Genomic DNA, 22,157 nt, shown 5'->3' with positions numbered 1-22,157 from the left:
CCGCCGCCATGAGCGAAGCAGCCCCCTCCCCCACGCAACGCCCCCGTCCGCTCGTCCTCTGCATCCTCGATGGATTCGGCGAGCGCGAAGAAAAGGACCAGAACGCGATCGCCCTCGCGGCGATGCCGAACCTCGACGCGATCAAGCGCGACTCCGAGAAGACGCTGATCGGGACGAGCGGCCCGGACGTCGGGCTCCCGGTGGGGCAGATGGGCAACAGCGAGGTCGGCCACCTGAACTTCGGCGCGGGGAGGATCGCGCTGATGGACATCTCGCGCATCGACGTCGCGATCGCCGAGAACAAGCTCGGCTCGAACGAGATCATCGACCGGACGTTCCGGATCGCGCAGGACCGCAAGTGCCGGGTGCACCTCTTCGGGCTCGTCTCCGACGGCGGCGTCCACTCGTCGCTCGACCACTTCCTCGCGCTGATCAAGCTCGCGAAGTTCCACGAGGTGCCCCTCGTCCTGCACGCGTTCCTCGACGGCCGCGACACGCCGCCGAAGAGCGCGTGGGGCTACGTCGAGAAGATCGAGGAGGCGCTCCAGGGCATCGGCGTCATCGGCACCATCTCGGGCCGGTACTACGCCATGGACCGCGACAAGCGCTGGGACCGCGTCATGAAGGCCTACACCGCGATCGTGCGCGGCGACGCGCCGCGGGCCGACACGGCGTTCGACGCGATCCAGCAGTCGTACGCGGCCGGGAAGACGGACGAGTTCGTCGAGCCCGTCCGCATCGGCGACTATAACGGCATCAAGGGCGACTTCGTGGCCGACTTCGCCTCGAAGGAGCCCCGCTGGGAGTGGCAGGGAGAGGAGGTCGGCCTCTCCGTCAACTTCAGGCCCGACCGCATGCGCGAGATCTCGGCGATGCTCACGCGGCGGAACCTGCCGGCCGAGGTGCTGGAGCTCCTCTCGGACCGGGGCAAGCCGGTCTTCGCCTTCCAGGAGAACTGTTACAGCGGCATGACCGAGTACGACGCGGCGCTGAAGCTGCCGGTCGCGTTCCCGAAGGACGAGGTGACCGAGTCGTTCCCCGAGGTGATCGCCCGCGCCGGGCTCACGCAGCTCCGGTGCGCGGAGACCGAGAAGTACGCGCACGTCACGTACTTCTTCAACGGCGGCCGCGAGGAGACGTTCCCGGGCGAGGACAGGAAGCTCGTGCCCTCGCCGCGCGACGTCGCCACCTACGACAAGAAGCCGGAGATGAGCGCGGCGGGCGTCGCGAGCGAGGTCGTGGCCGCGATCAAGAGCGGCAAGTACGACTTCATCCTGGTGAACTTCGCGAACCCGGACATGGTCGGGCACACCGGCATCCTCGAGGCCGCCATCCACGCCAACGAGGCGGTCGACAAGGGGCTCGGCGCCATCGGGGACGCCGTGCGCGAGGCCGGCGGCGCGCTGATGATCACCGCGGACCACGGCAACTGCGAGCAGATGAAGGACGAGCACGGCAACCCGCACACCGCCCACACGCTCAACCCGGTGCCGTTCTACTACCTGAACAAGAACGACCCCGGCATCGTGCTCCGGTCCGGCGGCCGCATCTGCGACGTGGCGCCGACGATGCTCGAGATCCTCGGCCTCCCGCAGCCCGCGGCGATGACGGGGCGCACGCTCCGCGTCCGACAGCGGTAAGTGGGCGCCGACCAGAGGCAGCTCGGCCCGTACATCCTGCGCGAGGCCGTCTCGTCGCGGGCGCTCACCGTGACGTACCGGGCCGAGCACGCCGGGCTCGGCCGGGCGGCGCTGATCAAGACGCTCAAGCCCACGGTGTCGGCCGCGAGCGCGTTCGCGGCCGGCCTCGAGCGCGAGGCGAAGATCCTCGCGCGCATCCGGCACCCCAACATCATCGACATCCACGACTTCCAGCGCGACGAGGACCGGATATGGCTCGTGCTGGAGCCGCTCTCGGGGCCGACGCTCGCGGCCCTGTGCGCCCGCGCTGGCCGCCTCGAGGAGGGCGCCGCGGCGGCCATCGCGCTGGAGATCGCGCGCGGCCTCGGGCACGCGCACGAGCGGGGCGTCGTGCACCGCGAGCTGCGCCCCGAGCGCGTCATCGTCACGCCCGCGGGCGGCGTGAAGATCCTGGAGTTCGCGGCGGCGTCCGACGGCCGGCAACCCTCGCTGCCAGAGCCGTTCGAGGGCAGCGACACGTTCGCACGGCCCGACTACATGGCGCCGGAGCAGATCCTCGGGGCAGAGCCCGGGCCTCAGGCGGACGTCTTCACGCTCGGCGTGGTGCTGTTCGAGATGCTCACCGGCGTGCGCCCGTTCGACGAGCCGAAGGCGGGGCCGGAGGATGCCAATCATACGTCGAGCCACGCGTCGAACCACCCGTCGAACCGCGCGCCGGGCGCGCCCGGCGCGCCGCGCGAGCGCGGCGAGGACCGGTGGGCCGAGGGCAGGGCCATCGCCCACCGGATCCGCAACGCGCCGCCGCAGCCGCTGCGGGGGCTCGTGCCCGACGTGTCGCGCGGCCTGGAGCGCGTGGTGCTCCGGTGCCTCGAGAAAGAGCCGGAGCAGCGCTACGAGAGCGGCCGCGCCGTCGCGGACGCCCTGGCCGAGGAGCTCGCGGAGCGCGGCCATCCGCAGCCGCGCGCGCTCATCGCGAGGGCCCTCGCGGCGGCCAAGCTCGGCGGCGACGAGCTGCCGCCCGCTCAGGCGCCCTCCGCGCGCCCCGCCGTCGAGCAGCGCAGCGCGCCGTCGCTCGCGCCCGACGTGGGGCGGCTCGTCGGCATCTTCGCGCTGGTCGTCGCGGGCGGCGCGCTCATCGAGCTCAGCCTCCGCCAGCACGACGCCGCGGAGCCGCCCAGCGCCGAGGTCAGGCAGCCCGGCGCGCGCTCGGAGGAGCGCGGCTACCTGAAGGTCCTCGCCAGGCCGTGGGCGGAGGTCGTCATCGATGGGGAGCTCATCGACGTGACGCCGATGGCGCGGGCGATCCCGCTCCAGGCCGGACGGCACTACGTCACGTTCCGGCACCCGAACGCGCCCGAGGAGAAGCGCACGATCAGCGTCTCCGAGGGGCAGACGGTCACGCTCGACGTGAGCATGCGGATCGATCGCGGCGCGATCGACGCAGGCGCACCGCCGGTGGAGGACAGGGACGCGTCGCCCTGACGGCGGCGCCGGCCGCACCTACACGGCGCCGCCCGCCGCCCCCGCGCCGTTTGCGCCCCCCTCGTCTCCCTCGCCGCTCGCGCCGCCCGCGCGGCGGCGGAGCGCCTCGAGCGCGAGGAGCGGCCGCTCCCGCTTCTCGTGCAGGTCGCCGAGGCACGCGCCGCTGCCGCGCTCGAGCGCGCGGCAGCAGTCGGGCCGCACCTCGTAGATCGAGCACAGGAAGCGGCCGCGCTCCGCGTCCAGCGTGAGCGCGGCGCAGCGGCCGTCCTCGATGCGCATGTAGCAGCGGTTGCCGATGAAGCGCGTGAGCCCCCGCGCGCGATCGTCCATGCGATCGTAGTCGCAGCCGAAGACCCGGACGTACTCCGGCAGGGTCGAGAAGCAGCAGGTGCCGCACGCGGTGCACTCGGGGACGACCGCATCCCCCTCGCCGCGCGCGCCGCCCGCGCGCGCCGCGCCCCGCTCGCCCTTGCGCGTCAGAGCCGGACCTCCACGTGCGTCCCGCGCTTCAGGTCGTCGAGCCACTTCTGCTTGGCCTTCGTCATGATCTCCGCCTGCAGCCGCTGCAAGACCTCCGGGCGAGCCGCATCGAGCGTCGTGAAGCGGGACGGCTGGCGGCTCAGGAGCTTCATGACCACGAACGCGTCGCCCGCGCGCATCGGCCCTGTGACGCCGCCCGGCTCGATCGCCATCAGCGCGGCCTCGAGCTCCGGGGCCATCACCTCGCGCTGGCCGGTCGCCGCGGCCTGCGTCCCCTGCGGCGCGCGGACCCCGAGGTCGCCGCCCTCCTCGCGGGTCGCGGTGTCGTCCGAGAACTGCCGCGCGAGCGCCGCGAAATCCTCCCCGCCGCGCGCGCGCTCCGCGAGCGCGGCGGCGAGCGCGCGGCGCTCCTCGACCGCCTCGGCGCTCGAGCCGGGCAGGACGCGCAGGACGATCCACGCCGGGTGGTAGTCGCGCCGCCGGCGCTCCTCGCGCACCAGCCGATCGAAGGCGGACCGCACGTCCTGCTCGGTGATGCGCACGCGGCCCTTCACCCGGAGCTGCAGCATCTTGCCCTCGAGGATCTGCCGGCGGATCTCGTCGCGGTACTCCTGCTCGGTGAGCCCCGAGCTCGCCCGCGCCGTCCGGAACAGCTCCTCGACCGTCATCTGCTCCGCGGCCGCGATGTTCCGGAAGGCGTTCTCGATCTCCTCGGAGGTCACGCGGATATTGGCCTTCTCGGCGGCCTGGCCCTCGAGCTCCTCGTCCACCATCTTCTGGAGGAGATCGCGGAAGACCTGCGACTCGGCCGCCGCCTGCTGCGCGCCCGGCGGAACGCGGGCCTGGATCTGCAGCAGGAAGGGGCGAGCCCGCTGCCGCAGATCCGAGAGCAGGATGGCGCGATCGCCTACGACGGCGACGATCCGCTCGCTCACGACCGCGTGGGCGAGCGGCGAGGCGAAGGCGGCGGCGGCGACGAGCCCGGCGAGGGCGAGGCGGAGCGGAACACGCATCGCGCGCCTCTACCACTGGGCCCCAGGCGGTTCCACGCGTTTCCGGCCCCGCGCGGCCCGGGTTGCCCCGGACTCAGCCGGAGCCGGGATACACCGTCCGACGGGAGGCGCGCTCGCGGACGGCCTCGCGCGCGAGCGCGTCGGCGCGCTCGTTGAGCAGCACGCCGGCGTGCCCCGGCACATACACGAGGCGCGCGCGCGGCCGCGCGGCGAGCGCGCCTCGCAGCGAGGCGATGAGCTCGGCGTTCGCCTTCGCCTTCCACCCCTTCTGGAGCACGCCGATCGAGTACTGGCTGTCCGTGTGGATCACGATGGGCCGCCCCGGCTCGTCCACCTCCTCGAGCGAGCGGAGGATGGCCGTCAGCTCGGCGATGTTGTTGGTCGCGGTGCCGAGGAACTCGCTGCGCTCGATCCGCCGGCTGCCGTCGATGATCACCACGCCGAGCCCCGCGGGCCCCGGGTTCCCCGAGCACGCGCCGTCCGCGTAGACGATGACAGCCCCTTCCGGGACGGGCGCCGCGCCGGCCTCCCCCCGCGCCGGCGCCTTGCGCTGCGCGCGCCCGGCAGGCGCCGGGGCGGCCGCGCCCCCCTCGGGCTGCTCGCCGGCGCGCGCCTTCACGACCGCCTCCGCAGGCCCACAGGTGTCGTCGGGCAACACCTTCGGGTCGACCACGGTCAGGTTGTCGGCGCGCGCCTTGTATCTGCGGCCGTCGTGCGGCTTGTAGCGGATCTCGACGCCGCCGCCCTCCTCTGCGACCAGGGCGCCGGCGGCGTCGGCGCGAGCATAGACGGATTGACCTCGAAGCGATGCGCGGACCCAGGGCACGAGCGCACCCTGGCATGGATCGAAGGCCGCCGGTACGGGAGACCACGCCAGGCGAGCCCGGCCGATCGGGCCGGCCGGGCGCGGCCGCGACTGCCCTCGTCGCAGCCCTCGCGCCGCGCTCGGCGGACAGCGTGGCTGGCGGCGCGCGCGCGGCCGCGCCGCCCTGCGATCACGGGTCGATGCAGAGCGCGAGGGACCACGCGGTCAGCGTACCGGAGTCGGACCCGGCGTCGTCCCCGACCCGGAGCGTCCACGCGCCGTTCGCCGGCCCCGAGAGGAAGGCCGCGAACGACGACTCCGGGCGGAAGCAGCCGCGGAACGGCGCCATCGCTCCCGTGACAGCGGTCGCGCAGCCCATGTCGAAGACGGTCCTCCGGTAGTTGTCGCCGGAGCCGCCGTTGTCGCTCGACACATCGACCGTCGCGCCAGCCGGCGAGGTGAGCGAGATATCGAGATCTCCGTCGAACGAATGCGCGATGTCGAGCTCGAGCGTCACGCGCCGGATCGCGCCCCTCGAGACGACAGGGAGGACGCTGGCAGCGACGGCGCGATCCGTGACGGTCTTCGGGATGTCCGTGGACGACTGCACCCACAGCACCTGCCCGGGCGAGCACGCGCCGACGGCATCGTCGCAGCCGAGCGCGCAGTCCGGGTCGGCGCAGTCCGTCTCGCCGTCGAGGTCATCGTCCGCCGCGTCGCCGCAGTTGCGCTCCTTGGAGTACGTGCACACGCTCGGCGTGCCCCGGCAGGTGTACCGCGCTTCCACGACGCAGCTCGCGCTGCAGCCGTCGCCGCTCGACGTGTTGGCGTCGTCGCAGCCCTCGACGCCGTCCCGCACGAAGCCGTCGCCGCACCTCGCGGCGCGACAGGTGATCGGGCAGCCGTCGGCGCTGTCGGCGTCGCCGTCGTCGCACTCCTCGCCGGCCTGGATCGCGCCGTCGCCGCAGCCGTCGAGGAGGCACCCTGGGCTGCACCCGTCGCCCGCGTTCCGGTTCCCGTCGTCACACGCCTCGACGCCGGCACGGACGAACCCGTCCCCGCACACCGCGCGCGCGCAGCTCGTCGGGCAGGCGTCGGTGTTGCTCGCGTTTCCGTCGTCGCACGCCTCGACGCCGGCGCGGACGAACCCGTCCCCGCACGAGGCGGCGACGCACGTGGTGAGGCACGCGTCCGTGGTGCTCGTATTGCCGTCATCACACGCCTCGGCGGCGGCGTTCACCACACCGTCGCCGCAGACCGGCGCGGCGCAGGTGCCTGCCGCGCTGCACACGTGGCTCAGGCAATCGCGCCCGGCGGCGCAGCGCATTCCGGCGGCGCACCCGACGCACGCGGGGCCGCCGCAGTCGATATCGGTCTCCGCCCCGTTCCGGGCGATGTCGGTGCACGACGGGAGGCACGTCGTCCCTGAACAGCGGCCGCCCAGGCAGTCGCCGTCCGCGGCGCACGCCTTGCCGGTGGCGCAAGGCGAGCACGCCGGTCCGCCGCAGTCGACGTCGGTCTCCGCCCCGTTCGTCGCGCCGTCGGTGCACGACGACGCGCGGCACCTGCCGTCCGCGCAGATCCCGCTCCGGCAGTCCGCGCCGGTGAGGCAGGCCTCGAGATCCGCGCACCGCACGCAATCCGAGCCGCCGCAGTCGACGCCGGTCTCGGCGCCGTTCACCGCGCCATCGCCGCAATCGGGCGCGACGCAGCTGTTCTCGACGCAGATGTTGCTCAGGCAATCGCCTGCGACGAGACACTCGACACAAGCGCCGTTCCCATCACAATAGCGCGCTCCGGTCGCGTCGGATCCGCCGCACTCCGTGGTCGCCGGCGCCGGAAGGTTCTTCGGCGCCCCTGCGACGCACACGTCGGCCGAGCACGGGTCTCCGTCGGAGAAGGCGTCTTGGTCGTCGTCGAGCTCGATCACGGCGCCATGCCCATCGCAAACGCGCGCCTTGCAGTCGCCCAGCACCTGCTCGCCCACGGGCTTTCCCCGCGGCGCGGCGTCGAGGGCGCACCGGCCGCCTTCGCAGGTGCGCAGCTGACACGCGCCGTCGACCCCGGGGCAGTCCGCGGCCGTGACGCAAGGCGCTCCGCCCCCTCCGCCCCCGCCGTCCTCGCCGCCTCCGCCGTCCTCGCCGCCTCCGCCGTTCCCGTCGTTCCCGCCGTTCCCGCCATCGCCGGCCTCCGGCCCCGGCGCCTGCCGGGGACGATCGCAGTCGACCGCGGTCAAAGCAGCAGCGATGACGAGCGGCGACAGAACCTTCGTGAACGGAGCGCTTCTGAAGAGGTCCGCTCGCACTGACACCTCGATTCCTCTGCTTCTGGCGGGAACGGCGACGTCCCTTCAAGGCTCGATCCGAGCCTGACGGACGCGCAGGCGGTCGATCATCGGCGCACTAGACTGATATGGAATCGAGAGGACGCCAGCAGCCAAACGGATCGGGAGAGCCCCTATTGCGACGCGCGGCGCTCGCAGCGCGCCGGGCCCTCGGCCACGCCATGGCGGCGGCCAGCTCGCCGCCGCGTACACCTCCCGGCCGCCGCGTGAGCGCACGCGTCCACCGGGAACCGGGAACCGGGAACCGTGAGAGGAGCCGCCCGCGAGCGCGGCCGGGCGCGCCGCATGCCGATGTGAGGCAGCCCTCGCACTGCCGAGCAACGCGCCCGGCTGATGCTTGACATCTCCAGGCCGTTCTGGGTTTCATTCCCTCTTCTGCGCTCGTTCGGGATACCACCTTGCTCCTCCGAACCGCTTTGGATTTGATTCTCCCCCGAGCTGTTCCCGCTGGCGGAGCCCCTGTGCGCTCTTCTGCCCACCACCGGACTCGATCCATGCAGGCGTAGGCGATGCAACCACTGTTGAGCACCTCGCTCCGCCCCGTATGGAGCAATCTACGCGCGACCCGGGCCTCGGTGCGCAATGCCCTCGCGCAGTACCCGAGCGCGCTCGTGGACGCGGCAGAGATGACGGCCTGCGAGCTGCTGGAGAACGCCATCAAGTACGGCGAGGAGGTCCCCGCAGCGCGCGCCATTCGCTTCACGCTCAGCCTGACCGAGGACAGGATCGAACTCGTCACGATCAACGGCTGCACCGATCGAGGGTCGGTCAATCGACTGCTCTGCCGGATAGAGTCCCTGCGCAGCGCCCCGAACAAGACGGAGCTCTACATCGAACAGCTGGAGGAGCTGCTCGTCAGCCCGCGCGAGGGCGCCAACGTGGGCATCTACAGGATCGCGATGGAAGGCGGCTTTGCGCTCGACGCAACGTACGCAGACGATACGGTCATTGTGACAGCCACCAGGAGAATCCATGACCGAGTCGACATTTGAGCGCGACGGGCTGAAAGTACGCATCTCCGTGGCCGGCGATTCGTCGCGAATCGAGTGGTCGGGCGTCAGCGACATCCGCAGCCCCGCCATGTTCCTCAATCCCCTCTTCGAGGACTGGACCGGGAAGACCAGGAACACGGTCGTCACGGTGGATCTGACGAAGCTCGAGTACATGAACTCGGCCACGGTGAAGCCCCTGGTGGACCTGATAAAATTGCTGGATCAGACGAGCCTCGGCGTGGTCGTCGTCTTCCGCGACAACGACTGGCAGCGAGCGCACCGCAACTGCATGTCGGCCCTGGCGCGCACCCTGAAGAAGACAAAGGTGCAATGATCTGGAGCGACAAGGCCATCGGCGCGCTCACCGCCCAGATCTCGGAACGAAACCGATCCTCATGAATCCACCATGATCACCTTGTCCGACCGCTACACCCTGAACGCGAAGGTGCGCGAGACCCAGAGCTCCGAGGTGTACCGCGGCTATCGCGTCGTCGACGGGGCATCGGTGCTGGTGAAGCTGCTCAGGAGCGAGCGCCCGACCGCGCTCGAGGTGGGACGCCTCCGCCATGAATATGAAGTGTTGACGTGCCTCGACATGCCCGAGGTCGTCAAGGCCATCGGGCTGGAGCGGCATGGGCACGGCCTGGCCCTGGTCATGGAGGACGCGGGAGACGTGTCCGTCGACAAGCTGATTCGATCGGGTCGCCTGGATCTGCTGCGCTCGCTCGAGCTTTCGCTGGCCATGGCGCGAACGCTCGCGGCGGTCCACCGCAGGCACGTCATCCACAAGGACATCAAACCCCATCACTTCTTCGTCACCGACGGCCCGAGCTCGATCGTGCTCGTCGACTTCGGGATCGCGACGCGCCTCTCCCAGAAAGTCGACGCGCTCTCGGGGGTCACGCAGCTGGAAGGCACGCTGGCGTACATCGCGCCCGAGCAGACGGGGCGGATGAACCGGAGCGTGGACTTTCGAGCCGACCTGTATTCGCTCGGGGTCACCCTGTACGAGCTCTTCACCGGCGCGCTGCCCTTCGACGCCAGCGATCCGCTGGAGCTGGTGCACGGCCACATCGCTCGCAGCCCCAGGGCGCCCCTGGCATCCAGGCCGGACTTGCCGCCGGTCCTGTCGGACGTGATCCTCAAGCTGCTCAGCAAGTCCGTGGAGCAGCGATACCAGACCGCAGCTGGGTTGCAGCACGATCTGAAGCAAATTCTGGATCAGGTCAAGGGGTCTGGCGCGGCGGAGGTCTTCGGTCTGGGCCAGCGCGACAGATCCGATGAGCTCTCGATCCCCGAGAAGCTCTATGGCCGCGAGCGCGACCTCGAAGCGCTCCTGGAGAGCTTCGGCCGCGCCAGGCAGGGCAGGAGCGAGCTCGTCCTCCTGTCCGGACAGGCGGGCGTCGGGAAATCCGCGCTCGTCGAGGAGCTGCACCAGCACATCCTCGGCCGGGCGTACTTCGGCGCGGGAAAGTTCGACTCCCTGGCGCGGAGCGTCCCCTACGGCCCGATCGCCCTCGCTTGCCGTGCTCTCGTCCGGTCCGTGCTCGCGGAGCCCCCGGGCGTGCTCGAGCAGCGGCGACGTGAAATCCTCGAAGCGGTCGGACCGAACGCGGGTCTCCTCACGGATCTGATCCCCGAGCTGAAGCACGTCGTCGGCGAACACCCCCCCGTGCCAGCGCTCGGTCCGACCGAGTCGCAGCGCCGCTTCGAACATGTCTTCTTGAGCTTTCTCCGTGCGCTGGCGGCTGAAGAGCACCCGCTCGTGCTCTTCCTGGATGACCTGCAGTGGGCGGACGCCAGCTCGACCCGGCTCTTGCAGCACGTGCTGACGGCCGCCGGCGCGCGCCACGTGCTCGTGATCGGAGCTTACCGAGAGCTCGAGATCGACGCCGCGCACCCGCTGTCTCTCATGCTCCAGGAGCTGCGCCAGGCCGGCGTCACGAGGCATGAGATCACGCTCGGCCCGCTCGGCCAGCCCCACATCGCGGACCTCCTCGGCGACACGCTCGGGTGCGGCGCCGAGGCGGTGGGCGGGCTCAGTGCTGCCTTGTTCGAGAAGACCCGCGGAAACCCCTTCTTCCTCGCGCAGTTCTTGATCGCGCTGCACCGGGACGGCCTGCTGCGCTTCGACCACGGGGACCTCGCCTGGAGGTGGGACACCGCGCGGGTGTGGGAGCGGCTGGCGACGGACAACGTGATCGATTTCATGGTGTCCGAGCTGCGGCGATTGCCTCCGTCGAGCCAGGACGTGCTGCGCTTCGCCGCCTGTGTGGGGCATAGCTTCGACATGGCCACGCTGGCCGCCGTGTCTCAGCGCTCTCACGGCGATGTCGCGGACCACCTCTGGGAAGCGCTGCGCCAGGGGTTCATCGCCTCGCTGGACGGCAAATACCGCTACAGGGCCGACGCTCATCACGACGCGACAGGGATCGTCGACGGCGCGCTCGACGCCGCGTTCCGCTTCTCGCACGATCGCGTCCAGCAGGCGGCCTACTCGCTGTTCGGCCCGGAGGAGCGGGACGCCATCCACCTGCGCATCGGTCGGCTGCTGCGGGAGCGCGGCGGTGCAGATCCGGGCGATCGTGAGCTGTTCGCGATCGTGGATCACCTGAACCGTGGCGCGAGCCTGATCGTGGAGCCGGCCGAGAGGCGCGGGCTCGCGCGCTCGAATCTGAACGCTGGCCGCAAGGCGCGCGCTCGAGCGGCGCCCGACGCGGCGGTGCATTACCTGAGGGCGGCGCTCGACGTGCTCGGGGAGACGGGGTGGATTGAAGAGTACGAGGTCGTCTGCGCCGCTCACCTGACCATGGCGGAGTGCGAGTACCTCACCGGGAACCTGGATTCCGCGTTCGGGCTGCTCCAGGTCGTGGAGCGGAACGCGCGGTCGGTGGTGGATCGGGTCATGGGGCGCAACCTCGAGGTGCTCCTGCTCACCAACACGGGCAGGCTCAATGCTGCGTGTGCGAAGGGCATCGACGCGCTGCGCCTCCTCGACGTGGAGCTGCCTCCCCTGGCAGACAAGGCGGCCCTCGGCGCCGCGATTGGCGCCGAGTTCGGAGCGTATCAATCTGCGATAGCGGGGTCGGAGATCGAGTCTCTGGGGACGGTGTCGGGGATGAGCGACGCCCACGGGCTCGCGGTGCTCGACACCCTGGCCACCAGCATCCCGGCGGCGTTCCAGGCCGTTCCAGAGCTTCACGTCCTGCTCGTGCTCAAGGGAGTCCAGCTGCTCCGCCGGGGCACGGCGCCGCTCGCGGGCTTCTTCTATGCGCAGTACGCGATCGTCCACCTCGCCATCACGGGGAACCGGGAGCACGCGTTTCGCTTCGGCCGGCTGGGCCTGGAGCTCGCTACCCGTGGCGGCAGCCCCGCCAGCAGGGGCCAGGTTCATTTCCTCTTCGGGGGCTTCATCGCCCACTGGTGTCAGCACATCTCGCACAACCTCGAGGTGCTGCGGTCAGGGCTGAGGCTCAGCCTCGAGATGGGAGACCAGATCTACGCGTCTTACTGCGCTGCGTTCGTGGTCTACTATCGGATGTATGCCGGCGAGAGCCTGCAGGACCTGGAGAACAGCCTCCTGGCCGCCCGCGACCTCGCGAACAGGACGGGAGACGTCGTCAACCAGGGCTTCTGCAGCATCGCCCAGCAGGCCATCCGGGCGCTGACCGGGCGGACTCGGCATCCCGCGAGCCTGGAGAGCGCTGATTTCGAGGAGAGCACGTTCATCGCCTCTGCGCCGCCGCCGACGCTGGCGATGTACGGAGTCGTGAAGGCGACCGCCGAGTTTTTCGCTGGCCACTTCCGCGATGCCCTGGCCACCGGCGACGGCTGCAAGCTCGTCCCTGGTTTCTTCTATCACGCTGAGCACGTCTTCTATCGGGCGCTGACCCTGGCTGAGCTGACGCGCACCGCCGCTCCTGAGGAGCGAGCCGGGCTCCTGGCTCGCCTGCGTGAAGACACCGCCACGCTCGAAGCCTGGGCCCTGTCGTCGCCTGCCAACTTCGCGCACCGCGCCGCGCTGGCGCAGGCCGAGATCGCGCGGATCGAGCGGCGCACCGAAGGCGCGCTGGATCTCTACGATCGCGCGATAGCCCTCGCGCAGGAGCACGGCTTCGTGCACGCCGAGGCCATCGGCAACGAGCTGGCTGGCCGATTTCACCTGGACGAGCGCAGGAACAGGGTGGCGAGCGCCTACCTGGCCGAGGCGATCTACGCGTACCAGCGCTGGGGGGCGACGTGCAAGACAGAGGAGCTGAAGTCGAGATACGCTCACGTGCTCCGGAGCAACGCGGCGCTCTCATCCCCCCTCAATCCAGCAGACGAAACGGCAACGAGCCAGCAAAGAACATCCAGCCAGACCTCCAGCCAGACCTCCAGCACGCTTCGATCGGGCGAGAGCCTCGACCTCACGGCGGTCATCCGCGCGACCGAGGCGATCTCCGCGGAGCTCGTCATCGATCGGCTGCTCGAGCGGCTGATGCGGACGCTGCTCGAGAACGCGGGAGCTCAACGGGGATGCTTGATCCTCGATCGCGCCGGGGTGCTCACCCTGGAGGCGAGCATGACCATCGATCCCGATACGATAACGCTGGACGCCCGCGCGCTGCAGGGCGGCTCGGAGGTCCCGGAGTCGCTCGTGCGCTACGTGGCGCGCACGCGCGAGCTGACGGTGCTCACGGACGCGCACCGTGACATGCGCTTCGCCTCCGACCAATACTTCACCCAGGCTCGGCCCAAATCGGTGATGTGCGCTCCGATGCTCCAGGGCGGAAAGGTCACGGGCGTCGTGTACCTGGAGAACAGCATCACCGCGGAGGCGTTCAGCCCTGCGCGGTGCGGGCTCTTGCAATTTCTCGCGACGCAGGCCGCCGTATCCCTCGAGAACGCGATGCTCTACGGGCGGCTGGAGGCCGCATCGCAGGAGCTCCGGCGCGCGAACGAGAACCTCGAGGCGCTCGTCGCCGAGCGCACCGCCGAGCTCAGGCGCCTGGTCGCGGAGCTGTGGAGCGAGATGGATCTCGCGCGCAAGATACAGACGGTGCTCCTGCCGCAGCAAAGCCGTCTGAAGGATTACGACATGGCCGCCCTGATGACGCCGGCCGAGAGCGTCGGCGGCGACTACTACGACGTGGTCCAGACGGGCGGGAGCAGCTGGGTCCTCATCGGCGATGTGTCCGGCCATGGGGTCACCGCCGGCCTGACGATGATGATGGTTCAGACCGCCGTTCGGACCATCCTTACGACGTCGCCGCGCGACGGCGAGCCCCTCACCCCTGCAGTCGTGCTGAGCCGGGCGAACCGCGCGGTCCGGGAGAACCTGCTCCGCGTCAGCCCCGATCAGTACATGACGATCGTCGCGCTGGAGCTCGGCTCCGGCACGGTCCGCTACGCGGGCCTTCACCTGGACATCTTGATCCACAGGGCGCTGTCCAACACGGTGGAGCTCGTCGAGACCAGCGGGATGTGGATCGGGATCGAGGACGATATCACGGCGCTGCTCCGGGACGATGTGATCGAGATCGGCGCCGGGGACACGATGCTGCTGTACACCGATGGGCTCACGGAGTCTGTCACCTCCGCGGGCGGAATGCTGGAGACCCACGGGCTGGCAGAGCGATTCCACGCGCTCGCGGCGCAAGGGATGTCACCGGGCGCCGTCCTGAAGGGCCTCGTGGGCCCCATGGCAGGGCAGCAGCTCCGTGACGACGTCACCGTGATGGTGATCCGCTACTCTCCGGCCGAGCGGCCGCCGGATGCAAACTAGGTGTTCCGGAGGCCACGCAATCCCTTGATGAGCGCGCCGCTCGGGGTTAACAACCATGCACACGATCACGATGAAAATGCTCCGCGCTTCGGTCTCTGCGGTCGCTTCGGGCCTGCTTCTCTCCGCGCTGCCTGCCGCCCTGGGAGGGTGCAGCGCCCCGGCGCCGGCCGCGGCGCCCGCGCCGGCGCCACCTGCCGTGTCCGCCGCGGCTCGCCGTGACCACGGTGACGAGCCGCTCCGCCGCCGGCTCGATGCGGTCGTCGAGGCGGCCATCGCGGAGGGGCGGGTCGTCGGCACCGTCGTCGTCGTCGCGCGCGACGGCGAGGTCGTCTACCGGCGCGCCGCCGGCTTCGCCGACCGGGAGGCGGGGCGGCCGATGCGCGAAGATACGGTGTTCCGTCTCGCGTCGCTGACCAAGCCGATCGTGTCCGCGGCCGCGCTCGCGCTCGTGGACGCGAGCGCGCTGGGGCTCGACGATCCGGTGACGAAGTGGCTCCCCGCGTTCGCGCCGCGGCTCGCGGACGGCCGGGCCGCGACGATCACGGTGCGGCAGCTGCTCACCCATACCGCGGGGCTCGGCTACACCTTCGCGGAGCCCCCGGACGGGCCTTACCACCGCGCGCGCGTGTCGGACGGCCTCGATCAGCCCGGCCTCTCCCTCGACGAGAACCTCGCGCGGATCGCCCAGGCGCCGCTGCTCTTCGAGCCTGGCACGGCGTGGGGCTACTCGCTGGCGACCGACGTGCTCGGGGGCGTCGTGGCCAAGGCGGGCGGCGCGCCGCTGCCGGACGTGGTCCGCCGGCTCGTGACCGGGCCGCTCGGGCTCGACGCCTCGTTCACGGTCGGCGATCCAGGCCGGCTGGCCGTCCCCTACGGCGACGCGAGCCCGCGCCCGGCGCGCATGGCCGATCCGCAGCCCGTCTCGCTCGGGCCGGCCACGGTCACGTTCTCGCCGTCCCGCGCGCTCGATCCGCGCTCGTATCCGTCGGGCGGCGCCGGCATGGTCGGCACCGCCGACGACTACGTCCGGTTCCTCGAGGTGCTGCGCACCGGCGGCGGGAAGATCTTGCGACCCGAGACGGCCGCCGCCATGACCTCGAACCAGACTGGCCAGCTGAAGGTGCAGCAGGCCGGCGGGACGTGGGGATTCGGGTTTGGCGCCGCGGTCCTCACGGCGCCGGACCCGAGCACGATGCCCTCCGCCGCGGGCACATGGCAGTGGATGGGCGCCTACGGCAATCACTTCTGGGTCGATCCGAGCGCGAAGCTCACGGTCGTCGTCCTGACCAACACCGCCTTCGCTGGCATGCTGGGCGAGTTTCCCGACGCCGTACGGCGCGCGGTCTACGGCCCCGCTCAGCCGTGATGCGGGCGCTGGCGACGGCGGCGCCGCTGCCGCTGGACCGCCCGCTTGTCTGTGCACACGCCGAGCGCGCTCCGTCGCCTTGGATGGATTGCGTCCCGCGTTGACCTCTACGTAACGTGCCCGGATCCGTGCGCGCACCCGGGAGGCCGGTCGCCCTCGACCGCGGTGAGTCGCGCGATTGACGCCCGGTTCCCTGTGCCATATCCCCGTCCGCGCTGGTCCGAAACGCTCCCTCGGAGGGCTTCATCATGTCGAGGAAAAGCCGGCTACGCAGCGTACGCCCTCAGCGGACTTACCGAATCCCAGATCGTCGATCCTGAAACCATCGACGAAGAAACGCTGCTGCGGCTCATCGAGGAGAACGCGCCGCTCGCCTGGGAGATGGCGGAGCAATGGATCGCCTCGCTGGATCCGACGACGCTCTCGTACGGGTACCCGATCAACGTTGAATGCATGAATCGGCCGTTCTCGTGTCAATCCAGCGTCGAATGCGACTTCGCCAAAATTTGCGTCCTCGACGACTGCGGGGACGGCAAGTGCAAGCCATGCCCGGACACGTGGGGCCTCGGGAACCTCATCACCAGCGGATGGTGCACGTACACGTGTTACCTGGGAAATGACGGCGACATCGTCGGCGCGGCAATCACGTTTCGACCCAGGATCGGCAGCCACATCGTCCCATGGGTCAAGCTCTGCAGCCCGAATTAGCAAGTGGAGGGCACGACGATGGACGAGTCGACCAGAGCACAGACGCAGTCCAGAGAATGGGCCCAGTGCATGGTGCAGATCGTGAACTACGCGGGCGCGCTCGCGGCGCCGCGGGTAGCGCAAAGCCTCGGTGCCGCGCCGAGCCGGGAGGAGCTCCTCACGCTCCTGGATCGCTTCATCGCGCTGAACGGTGAAGGGTCGCGGGTGACGATCGGCGACGGGAGGCCGATCCACGAGGTCACGGCGCACGTGCGGACGCTTCGCGCCCTGTGCGAGACGTGGACGCCGTCGCCCGCGGTCCCGGCCGAGATCCAGCAAGCCGCGCGGAGCCTGCTCGCCGCGTTCGGCTTCCCCGAGCCGCCCGAGGGCTGGGACGCGCTGGAGGCCCCGCCGGAGGTGCCGCCGGAGCCCGAGGACCCGGACCTCCGCCCGCCGCCGACCGAAGCGGAGCTGGCGGCGCGACCGCACCCGTTTGCCTTCGGCGTGGCCATCGGGTGGTGCCACTACCTGGCGTCGCCCAGGATGGTCGCGAAGATCCCGCCCGCGGATCTCCGGTTCCCGGCGCTCGGTCACCTCGACAACATGCTGGCTTTGTTCCGGACCGCCCGCAGCAAGAACGCTGAAGGGTGCGCCTATTTTGCCACGCTGATCCAACGTCTTGAGATCTTGCGCGCTCTCTGCGCGGCGTGGGACGGTGCCGAGGCGCCGCCCGCGCGCCTGCAAGAGGTAGCGCGCGCGGTACACATGCAGATGCAACACAAGAGCGATCCACGCGAGTACGACGAGTTCGAGGAAGACGTCGACCCGGTCTACTTGACGATCCCCAAGGTGCGGAACGCCTGAACGCATTGCGCTCTCGCATGAAAATTTCGCTCCATATTCGCATGGCGTAGCCCGTGTGCGGGGGCCCGAGCCGCTCCGGCCGCTCGCGTGCGCCGGCCTCCTGCCCGGCGCGCATCCTTTGCTGCGAAGCGCCTTCCGGCGGCTGAGCAAATTGCCGCCGCGCCGCGCGGGTTGCCTCCGGCTACGACGTCCACGTAGCTTCCCGAGATCCGCGCGCGCCGCACTCGGCGGGCGCCCAACCAAGGAGGTCGGTTCATGCCCAAGCAACCTGTGCAAGACCCCACGGACGTCGATCAGCTCTCGGCCGCCCAGATCGAGGAGCGCGTCGAGAAGACGCTCCAGCACATCGAGGCCATCCAGGCGCTCTGGCCTGGTCTCGAGCGGCTCGAGGAGGGCCGGCGCACGCGCAGCGTCGGCCGCAGCCTCGGCGTGCTGGGGCCTCCGCTCGCCAAGCTGTTCGCGCTCCTGCGCCCCAAGGACGGCAAGGACAGCCCGCTCGCGAGATCGTTCCACGTGCTCGGCGACCAGGACGACGGCGATGACCCCGAGCGGTTCGAGGTGGAGCTGCTCGAGCGGCGCCTGAAGCGCGCCCTGGCCCAGCAGAAGGTCGCCGACGCGCTCGAGGACCTGGCGCGCCACCTCGACGACGACGTCCTCGCCACCGCCGAGATCGTCATCGGCCCCGGCCTCGCCGCGCTCGACCTGGCGCGCACGATCGCCCGCCAGAACGCGACCTTCCGCGCCATTCTGGCGCCGGTCCTCGACGACTTCCGGGCGATGACCAAGCAGGCGCGCAAGGGGAAGAAGCCCGAGGCGCCGAAGCCTGAGCAACCGGCGCCCGAGCCGATCTGACGGCGGCGCGGGATTGCCCAAACCGTCCCCGCCGTCCCAATCTAGCACCTGGTACTGGTCCGGCGGGTGAGGCGTCCTCCCATGCCGGCGCCGCCGTCCGTTGACCCCAGACCGACGTTCCTGCATTGCCCCGCGAGGTATCCGGCGATACCTCGGCAGGTATACGGCGATATCCCGCGAGGTATCGCCGGATACCTCGCCAGGCATCCGCCGGTACCTCGCCAGGCATCCGCCGGTACCTCGCCAGGCATCTGCCGGTACCTCGCCAGGCATCCGCCGGAGCCGCCGTCTCGTCAGTACTCGACGTCCTGCTTGAAGATGAGCTCCGAGGACGGCGACTCGGGGTTGGCGGTCTTCTCGAGGCTGATGACGAGCTCGAACCGGGTGAGCGGCACGCTCACGTCCTTGAGCTTGCCGGTGCGGGCATCGGGGTCGAAGTTGAGCGCGCCGATCCGCTGCCAGGGCGAGTCGCTGTCCGGACGCGCCCAGACGACGTAGGCGGTGCCGCTCGAATCGAGGCGATCGGGCGGCGGGAGGTCCTTCGCGTTGATGTCGAGGCGGGTCATGGCCGCGTCGAAGTTGACGTCGGCGATGATCACGGCGTCCGCGCCCGGCGCCTTCCCCATGCCCTGCGGCGTGTAGCGCAGCGGGCCGCCGCAGCCCGCCATCAGCGCGCACGCAAACGCCACGACAGCGAGCCGCAGCACCCTGGAAACATGTCCTCTCATCTCGGTAGCTCCTCCTTCGTCCCTCTGCTGCGGGCGAAGACGCCTCGCGAGCCGCCAGCACCGGCCGGCGGCCGAAACAGCCGCGGCATCATAGCCGCTTTCGGCCGCGCCGACGGCGCTCGACGCAGCAGGAGGCGGCCTGGCCCGCCGGACGTGCTCGACGCGCCGGAAACCCCGCCGCCTCGCGCGCCCGGCCGGCGAGGCGCCGTCCGCGAGCGCAGCTCACGCCCCCGGCGTCGGGGAACGGAGCGGATCGGACGGATCGCGTGGCGGAGCGCCGCCCATAGACTAAAGTCTCGAAATCGAGATGGATTTGGCACACACACGGCTCGGAGCGCGGGGCGACCGCTGGTCGACCGGGCGGGGAGTCCTCGATGTTCGAACGCCGGCGTCCGACGTCGTGACGAGGCGCCTCGAGGGGTACGCGTCGCTCGATCTCATCGAGCCGGCGATCAGGCACCTGGAGACCCTCGTCGAGGCGGGCGTGCACCCGGTCGTGTTCGACGATTTCGAGCTCGGCACCGGCTATGACAGCGACGTCCGGGCCAGGCTCACGGCGTGGCACCTGCGGAACCCCGGCAAGCTGAAGGAGGTCCATATCCTCGTGCGGCCGGGGCTCGTCGCCATGGGCGTCACGGTCGCCAACCTCGCCACGGGCGGCCGCTTCAACGTGTACACCGACCGCTCCGCGTTCGAATGGGCGCTCGCGGGCGTGCTGACGACGAGGATCACGGCGGGGCCCGCCTCGTCGGTTCGCGCGCCGTCCCTGCGCTGACGAGCGCACCCGGCTGCGCGCACGCGGCTCGCGCGCTGCCGACCCGAGCTCAGGGGTGCTGCACGGCCCCGTTCGCCGGAGCACCCCTGGCGCCGAGCGTGATCTCGCTCATCCGCTCCGGGTGCTTTCCTTCGATACCCTCGTAGAGACGGCGGATCGCCGCCATGTCGGCCTCGATGTCGCCCGTCGGGTGGAACACGTGGAGGATCCCGCCCCGCTTGCGGGGGAAGTCGAGGTATCCGAGGAGGATCGGGACGCCGGCGCCGAGCGCGACGTAGTAGAAGCCCGTCTTCCAGCGCTTCGTGCGCGAGCGCGTGCCCTCGGGCGCGATGATCAGGATGAGCTCGTCGCGCTCCTTCAGCACGTCGACCACGGCCGCGACGAGGTTGTTCCGGTCGCGGCGGTCGACGGGGACGCCGCCGAGCCACTTGAAGAAGAAGCCGAACGGCGGCTCGAAGAGCGTGTGCTTGCCGAGCCAGGAGAACTCGAGGTCGAGCACGTAGCTGACCGCGAGCGTGAACGGGAAATCCCAGTTCGAGGTGTGGGGCGCCGCGATGATCACCGCCTTCGACGGGAGCTCCGCCATGCCCTCCACGCGCCAGCCGAACACGGACAACCAGGTGCGGCCGACGAACCGGCGAACGGCGCGGCGCGCGGCGGAAAAACGTGGAGCGGGTGCGTTCGGCATGGAGGACCTCGACGGTAAGCAGCCGGAGGTTCGTCGCTGCCCGGGTGGAAGTCACGTCACCTTTCCGTCATCCCGCGCTCGATCAGCGCCGTTCGATCAGCGCCGTTCGATCAGCGCCGCTCGATCAACGCCGTTCGATTCCGTGCGGCTTGCCCTCGCCGTAGCCCGCCAGCGTCTGCACCCCGATGACGGCCTTGTCGTGGAGCTCGTCGAGGTTCGCCGCGCCGGCGTAGGTGCACGCCGACTGCACGCCGGTGATCATCTCGATCAGGATGGCGCCGACGCTCTCGCGCCCCTCGTGGATGTAGATGCGCGACGTCGAGATGCCCTCGCGGAAGAAGGCCTTCTTGGCGCGCTCGAACGCGTCGAGGTCCGCGGTGCGCTCGCTGACCGCGCGGGCGCTCGCCATGCCGTAGTTCTCCTTGTAGAGCAGCCCGTCGCGGTCCTCCATGACGTCGCCCGGGCTCTCGTACGTGCCGGCGAGCGTCGTCCCGACCATGACGCGCGAGGCGCCGGCGGCGAGGTAGAGCGCCACGTCGCGCGGGTGACGGACGCCGCCGTCGGCCCAGACGCGCTTGCCGTGGCGGCGCGCCTCGCGGGCGCACGCGAGCACCGAGGAGAACGTCGGGCGGCCGGCGCCGGTCTGCATGCGCGTCGTGCACATCGCGCCGGGGCCGACGTTCACCTTCACGATGCCGGCGCCCGCCTCGATGAGGGCCCGCGTGCCCTCCGCCGTGCAGACGTTGCCGGCCACGAGCGGGACGGCGTCGCCGACGGCGCCCCGCACGGCGCGGATCGCCTCGATCATCCGGCGCTGGTGGCCGTGCGCGGTGTCGAGCACGATCGCGGACACGCCGATCTCGAGCAGGCGCGCGGCGCTCTGGGCCGCCTGCGCGGAGATCCCGATCGCCGCCGCGACCATGAGCTCGCCGCCGCCGTCGAGCGTCGGCTTGAGCAGCTCGAGCCGCACGGCGTCGTCGCGCGTCAGCACGCCGTGGAGCCGCCCGTCCCCGTCGAGCACGGGGACCGCCTTCACGCGGGCGTCTTCCATCAACAGGAAGGCCGTCCGGTTCGGCGTGCCGGCCGGGATGGTGATGAGGCGCGGCGACATGAGCGCGGACGCGGGCGTGTACTGATCCCGGTCGCGCAGGTCGGCGTGGGTGACGATGCCGATCGGCCGCCGCTCGTCGTCGACCACGACCACCATGTCGTGCGATCGCTTGCGGATGATGCCGTGCACGTCGCGGAGCGTCGCCCGCGGGGAGACCGAGAGGGGCGTGTCGTAGCGCGGGTCGGCGCGCTTGATGTGGCGGACGATGCGCTCGACCGTGTCGAGATCCATGTCCTGCGGGAGCACGCCGAGGCCGCCGAAGCGGGCCATCGTCTCCGCCATCCGCTTGCCGGTGACCGCGTTCATGTTCGCCGAGACGATCGGGTGCGAGCCGCCAGGGAAGTCCGCCGGGCGCAGGTCGGTCTCGAGGCGGGAGCCGCCGGCGAAGTACCCGGGGGTCAGGAACACGTCTTCGAGCGCGAGTTCCAGGCTCTCGTCATGCTCGGGGTGGAGAAAGCGCATGCACAGCTCCGAGGAAGGGGGATGGCGCCGTGAAGGCGGCGCGGCGCGCGCCAGTCTAGTGCCTGACGGCAGGGCGGGGTCGGCGCTGGTTGCGCGACGGC

The 22,157-nt window shown here is 70.7% G+C and carries 17 protein-coding genes; 10 read left to right on the top strand and 7 right to left on the bottom strand.

What is annotated here, in order from left to right:
* Positions 1 to 8 precede the first annotated feature (8 nt).
* Positions 9 to 1,640, top strand: coding sequence for a 2,3-bisphosphoglycerate-independent phosphoglycerate mutase (gpmI, locus tag WMF39_RS05750; RefSeq protein ID WP_437744539.1), 1,632 nt, complete (start codon positions 9 to 11; stop codon positions 1,638 to 1,640).
* A complete protein-coding gene (locus tag WMF39_RS05745; RefSeq protein WP_437744538.1) occupies positions 1,641 to 3,122 on the top strand; it encodes a serine/threonine protein kinase in 1,482 nt (493 codons plus the stop codon).
* 18 nt (positions 3,123 to 3,140) lie between these two features.
* Here WMF39_RS05745 and WMF39_RS05740 read toward each other — a convergent pair whose 3' ends face one another.
* The 4 genes from WMF39_RS05740 to WMF39_RS05725 form a co-directional block, all read right to left on the bottom strand.
* On the bottom strand, positions 3,141 to 3,647 hold the full coding sequence (locus WMF39_RS05740; RefSeq protein ID WP_437744537.1) for a YkgJ family cysteine cluster protein: 507 nt from the start codon (positions 3,645 to 3,647) through the stop codon (positions 3,141 to 3,143).
* Positions 3,599 to 4,615, bottom strand: coding sequence for a peptidylprolyl isomerase (locus tag WMF39_RS05735; RefSeq protein WP_437744536.1), 1,017 nt, complete (start codon positions 4,613 to 4,615; stop codon positions 3,599 to 3,601). The genes WMF39_RS05740 and WMF39_RS05735 overlap by 49 nt, the downstream gene beginning before the upstream one ends.
* A 73-nt stretch (positions 4,616 to 4,688) precedes the next feature.
* Entirely contained in the window at positions 4,689 to 5,441 is a 753-nt protein-coding gene (locus tag WMF39_RS05730) for a ribonuclease HI (protein WP_437744535.1), read from the bottom strand.
* Between the two features lie 169 nt (positions 5,442 to 5,610).
* The gene (locus tag WMF39_RS05725) at positions 5,611 to 7,731 is read right to left on the bottom strand and encodes a DUF4215 domain-containing protein (RefSeq protein WP_437744534.1); all 2,121 of its coding nucleotides are present in this window, start codon (positions 7,729 to 7,731) and stop codon (positions 5,611 to 5,613) included.
* Positions 7,732 to 8,285: 554 nt separating this feature from the next.
* On the opposite strand from WMF39_RS05725, the gene WMF39_RS05720 reads away from it, so the two are divergent.
* From WMF39_RS05720 to WMF39_RS05690, 7 genes are all read left to right on the top strand, one after another.
* Positions 8,286 to 8,756, top strand: a complete 471-nt coding sequence (locus WMF39_RS05720) for a hypothetical protein (protein ID WP_437744533.1) — start codon at positions 8,286 to 8,288, stop codon at positions 8,754 to 8,756.
* Entirely contained in the window at positions 8,737 to 9,090 is a 354-nt protein-coding gene (locus WMF39_RS05715) for a hypothetical protein (protein WP_437744532.1), read from the top strand. Before WMF39_RS05720 ends, WMF39_RS05715 begins: the two co-directional genes overlap by 20 nt.
* 72 nt (positions 9,091 to 9,162) lie before the next feature.
* Positions 9,163 to 14,523: an AAA family ATPase gene (locus WMF39_RS05710; RefSeq protein WP_437744531.1), complete on the top strand. Its 5,361-nt coding sequence runs from the start codon at positions 9,163 to 9,165 to the stop codon at positions 14,521 to 14,523.
* Between the two features lie 70 nt (positions 14,524 to 14,593).
* A complete protein-coding gene (locus WMF39_RS05705; protein ID WP_437744530.1) occupies positions 14,594 to 15,889 on the top strand; it encodes a serine hydrolase domain-containing protein in 1,296 nt (431 codons plus the stop codon).
* Between the two features lie 165 nt (positions 15,890 to 16,054).
* The gene (locus WMF39_RS05700) at positions 16,055 to 16,597 is read left to right on the top strand and encodes a hypothetical protein (RefSeq protein ID WP_437744529.1); all 543 of its coding nucleotides are present in this window, start codon (positions 16,055 to 16,057) and stop codon (positions 16,595 to 16,597) included.
* 18 nt (positions 16,598 to 16,615) lie between these two features.
* Positions 16,616 to 17,440: a hypothetical protein gene (locus WMF39_RS05695; protein ID WP_437744528.1), complete on the top strand. Its 825-nt coding sequence runs from the start codon at positions 16,616 to 16,618 to the stop codon at positions 17,438 to 17,440.
* Positions 17,441 to 17,695: 255 nt separating this feature from the next.
* Positions 17,696 to 18,292: a hypothetical protein gene (locus WMF39_RS05690; RefSeq protein WP_437744527.1), complete on the top strand. Its 597-nt coding sequence runs from the start codon at positions 17,696 to 17,698 to the stop codon at positions 18,290 to 18,292.
* A gap of 293 nt (positions 18,293 to 18,585) precedes the next feature.
* Here the strand turns inward: WMF39_RS05690 and WMF39_RS05685 are convergent, their stop codons facing one another.
* Positions 18,586 to 19,020, bottom strand: coding sequence for a hypothetical protein (locus WMF39_RS05685; RefSeq protein WP_437744526.1), 435 nt, complete (start codon positions 19,018 to 19,020; stop codon positions 18,586 to 18,588).
* A 400-nt stretch (positions 19,021 to 19,420) separates the two neighbouring features.
* Here WMF39_RS05685 and WMF39_RS05680 point away from each other — a divergent pair, with 400 nt between their 5' ends.
* Entirely contained in the window at positions 19,421 to 19,795 is a 375-nt protein-coding gene (locus WMF39_RS05680) for a hypothetical protein (RefSeq protein ID WP_437744525.1), read from the top strand.
* Between the two features lie 49 nt (positions 19,796 to 19,844).
* On the opposite strand, the gene WMF39_RS05675 is transcribed toward WMF39_RS05680, so the two are convergent.
* Together WMF39_RS05675 and WMF39_RS05670 are read right to left on the bottom strand one after the other, a co-directional pair.
* On the bottom strand, positions 19,845 to 20,483 hold the full coding sequence (locus WMF39_RS05675) for a lysophospholipid acyltransferase family protein (RefSeq protein ID WP_437744524.1): 639 nt from the start codon (positions 20,481 to 20,483) through the stop codon (positions 19,845 to 19,847).
* Positions 20,484 to 20,607: 124 nt separating this feature from the next.
* Positions 20,608 to 22,056, bottom strand: a complete 1,449-nt coding sequence (locus WMF39_RS05670) for a GuaB1 family IMP dehydrogenase-related protein (RefSeq protein WP_437744523.1) — start codon at positions 22,054 to 22,056, stop codon at positions 20,608 to 20,610.
* Between the last annotated feature and the right edge of the window lie 101 nt (positions 22,057 to 22,157).

It is taken from the genome of Sorangium sp. So ce1504, from assembly GCF_051521635.1.
Lineage (GTDB): Bacteria > Myxococcota_A > Polyangia > Polyangiales > Polyangiaceae > Sorangium > Sorangium cellulosum_B.
The sequence above is the reverse complement of the archived record's forward strand: the minus strand, read 5'-3'. Positions and strand labels throughout refer to the sequence as shown.

Excerpts from the sequence above, each read along its gene's own strand:
- WMF39_RS05705 (WP_437744530.1), top strand. The coding sequence starts at position 14,594 with ATGAAAATGCTCCGCGCTTCGGTCTCTGCGGTCGCTTCGGGCCTGCTT.
- WMF39_RS05735 (WP_437744536.1), bottom strand. The coding sequence starts at position 4,615 with ATGCGTGTTCCGCTCCGCCTCGCCCTCGCCGGGCTCGTCGCCGCCGCC.
- WMF39_RS05715 (WP_437744532.1), top strand. The coding sequence starts at position 8,737 with ATGACCGAGTCGACATTTGAGCGCGACGGGCTGAAAGTACGCATCTCC.
- WMF39_RS05685 (WP_437744526.1), bottom strand. The coding sequence starts at position 19,020 with ATGAGAGGACATGTTTCCAGGGTGCTGCGGCTCGCTGTCGTGGCGTTT.
- WMF39_RS05695 (WP_437744528.1), top strand. The coding sequence starts at position 16,616 with ATGGACGAGTCGACCAGAGCACAGACGCAGTCCAGAGAATGGGCCCAG.
- WMF39_RS05675 (WP_437744524.1), bottom strand. The coding sequence starts at position 20,483 with ATGCCGAACGCACCCGCTCCACGTTTTTCCGCCGCGCGCCGCGCCGTT.
- WMF39_RS05710 (WP_437744531.1), top strand. The coding sequence starts at position 9,163 with ATGATCACCTTGTCCGACCGCTACACCCTGAACGCGAAGGTGCGCGAG.
- WMF39_RS05670 (WP_437744523.1), bottom strand. The coding sequence starts at position 22,056 with ATGCGCTTTCTCCACCCCGAGCATGACGAGAGCCTGGAACTCGCGCTC.
- WMF39_RS05690 (WP_437744527.1), top strand. The coding sequence starts at position 17,696 with ATGCCCAAGCAACCTGTGCAAGACCCCACGGACGTCGATCAGCTCTCG.
- gpmI (WP_437744539.1), top strand. The coding sequence starts at position 9 with ATGAGCGAAGCAGCCCCCTCCCCCACGCAACGCCCCCGTCCGCTCGTC.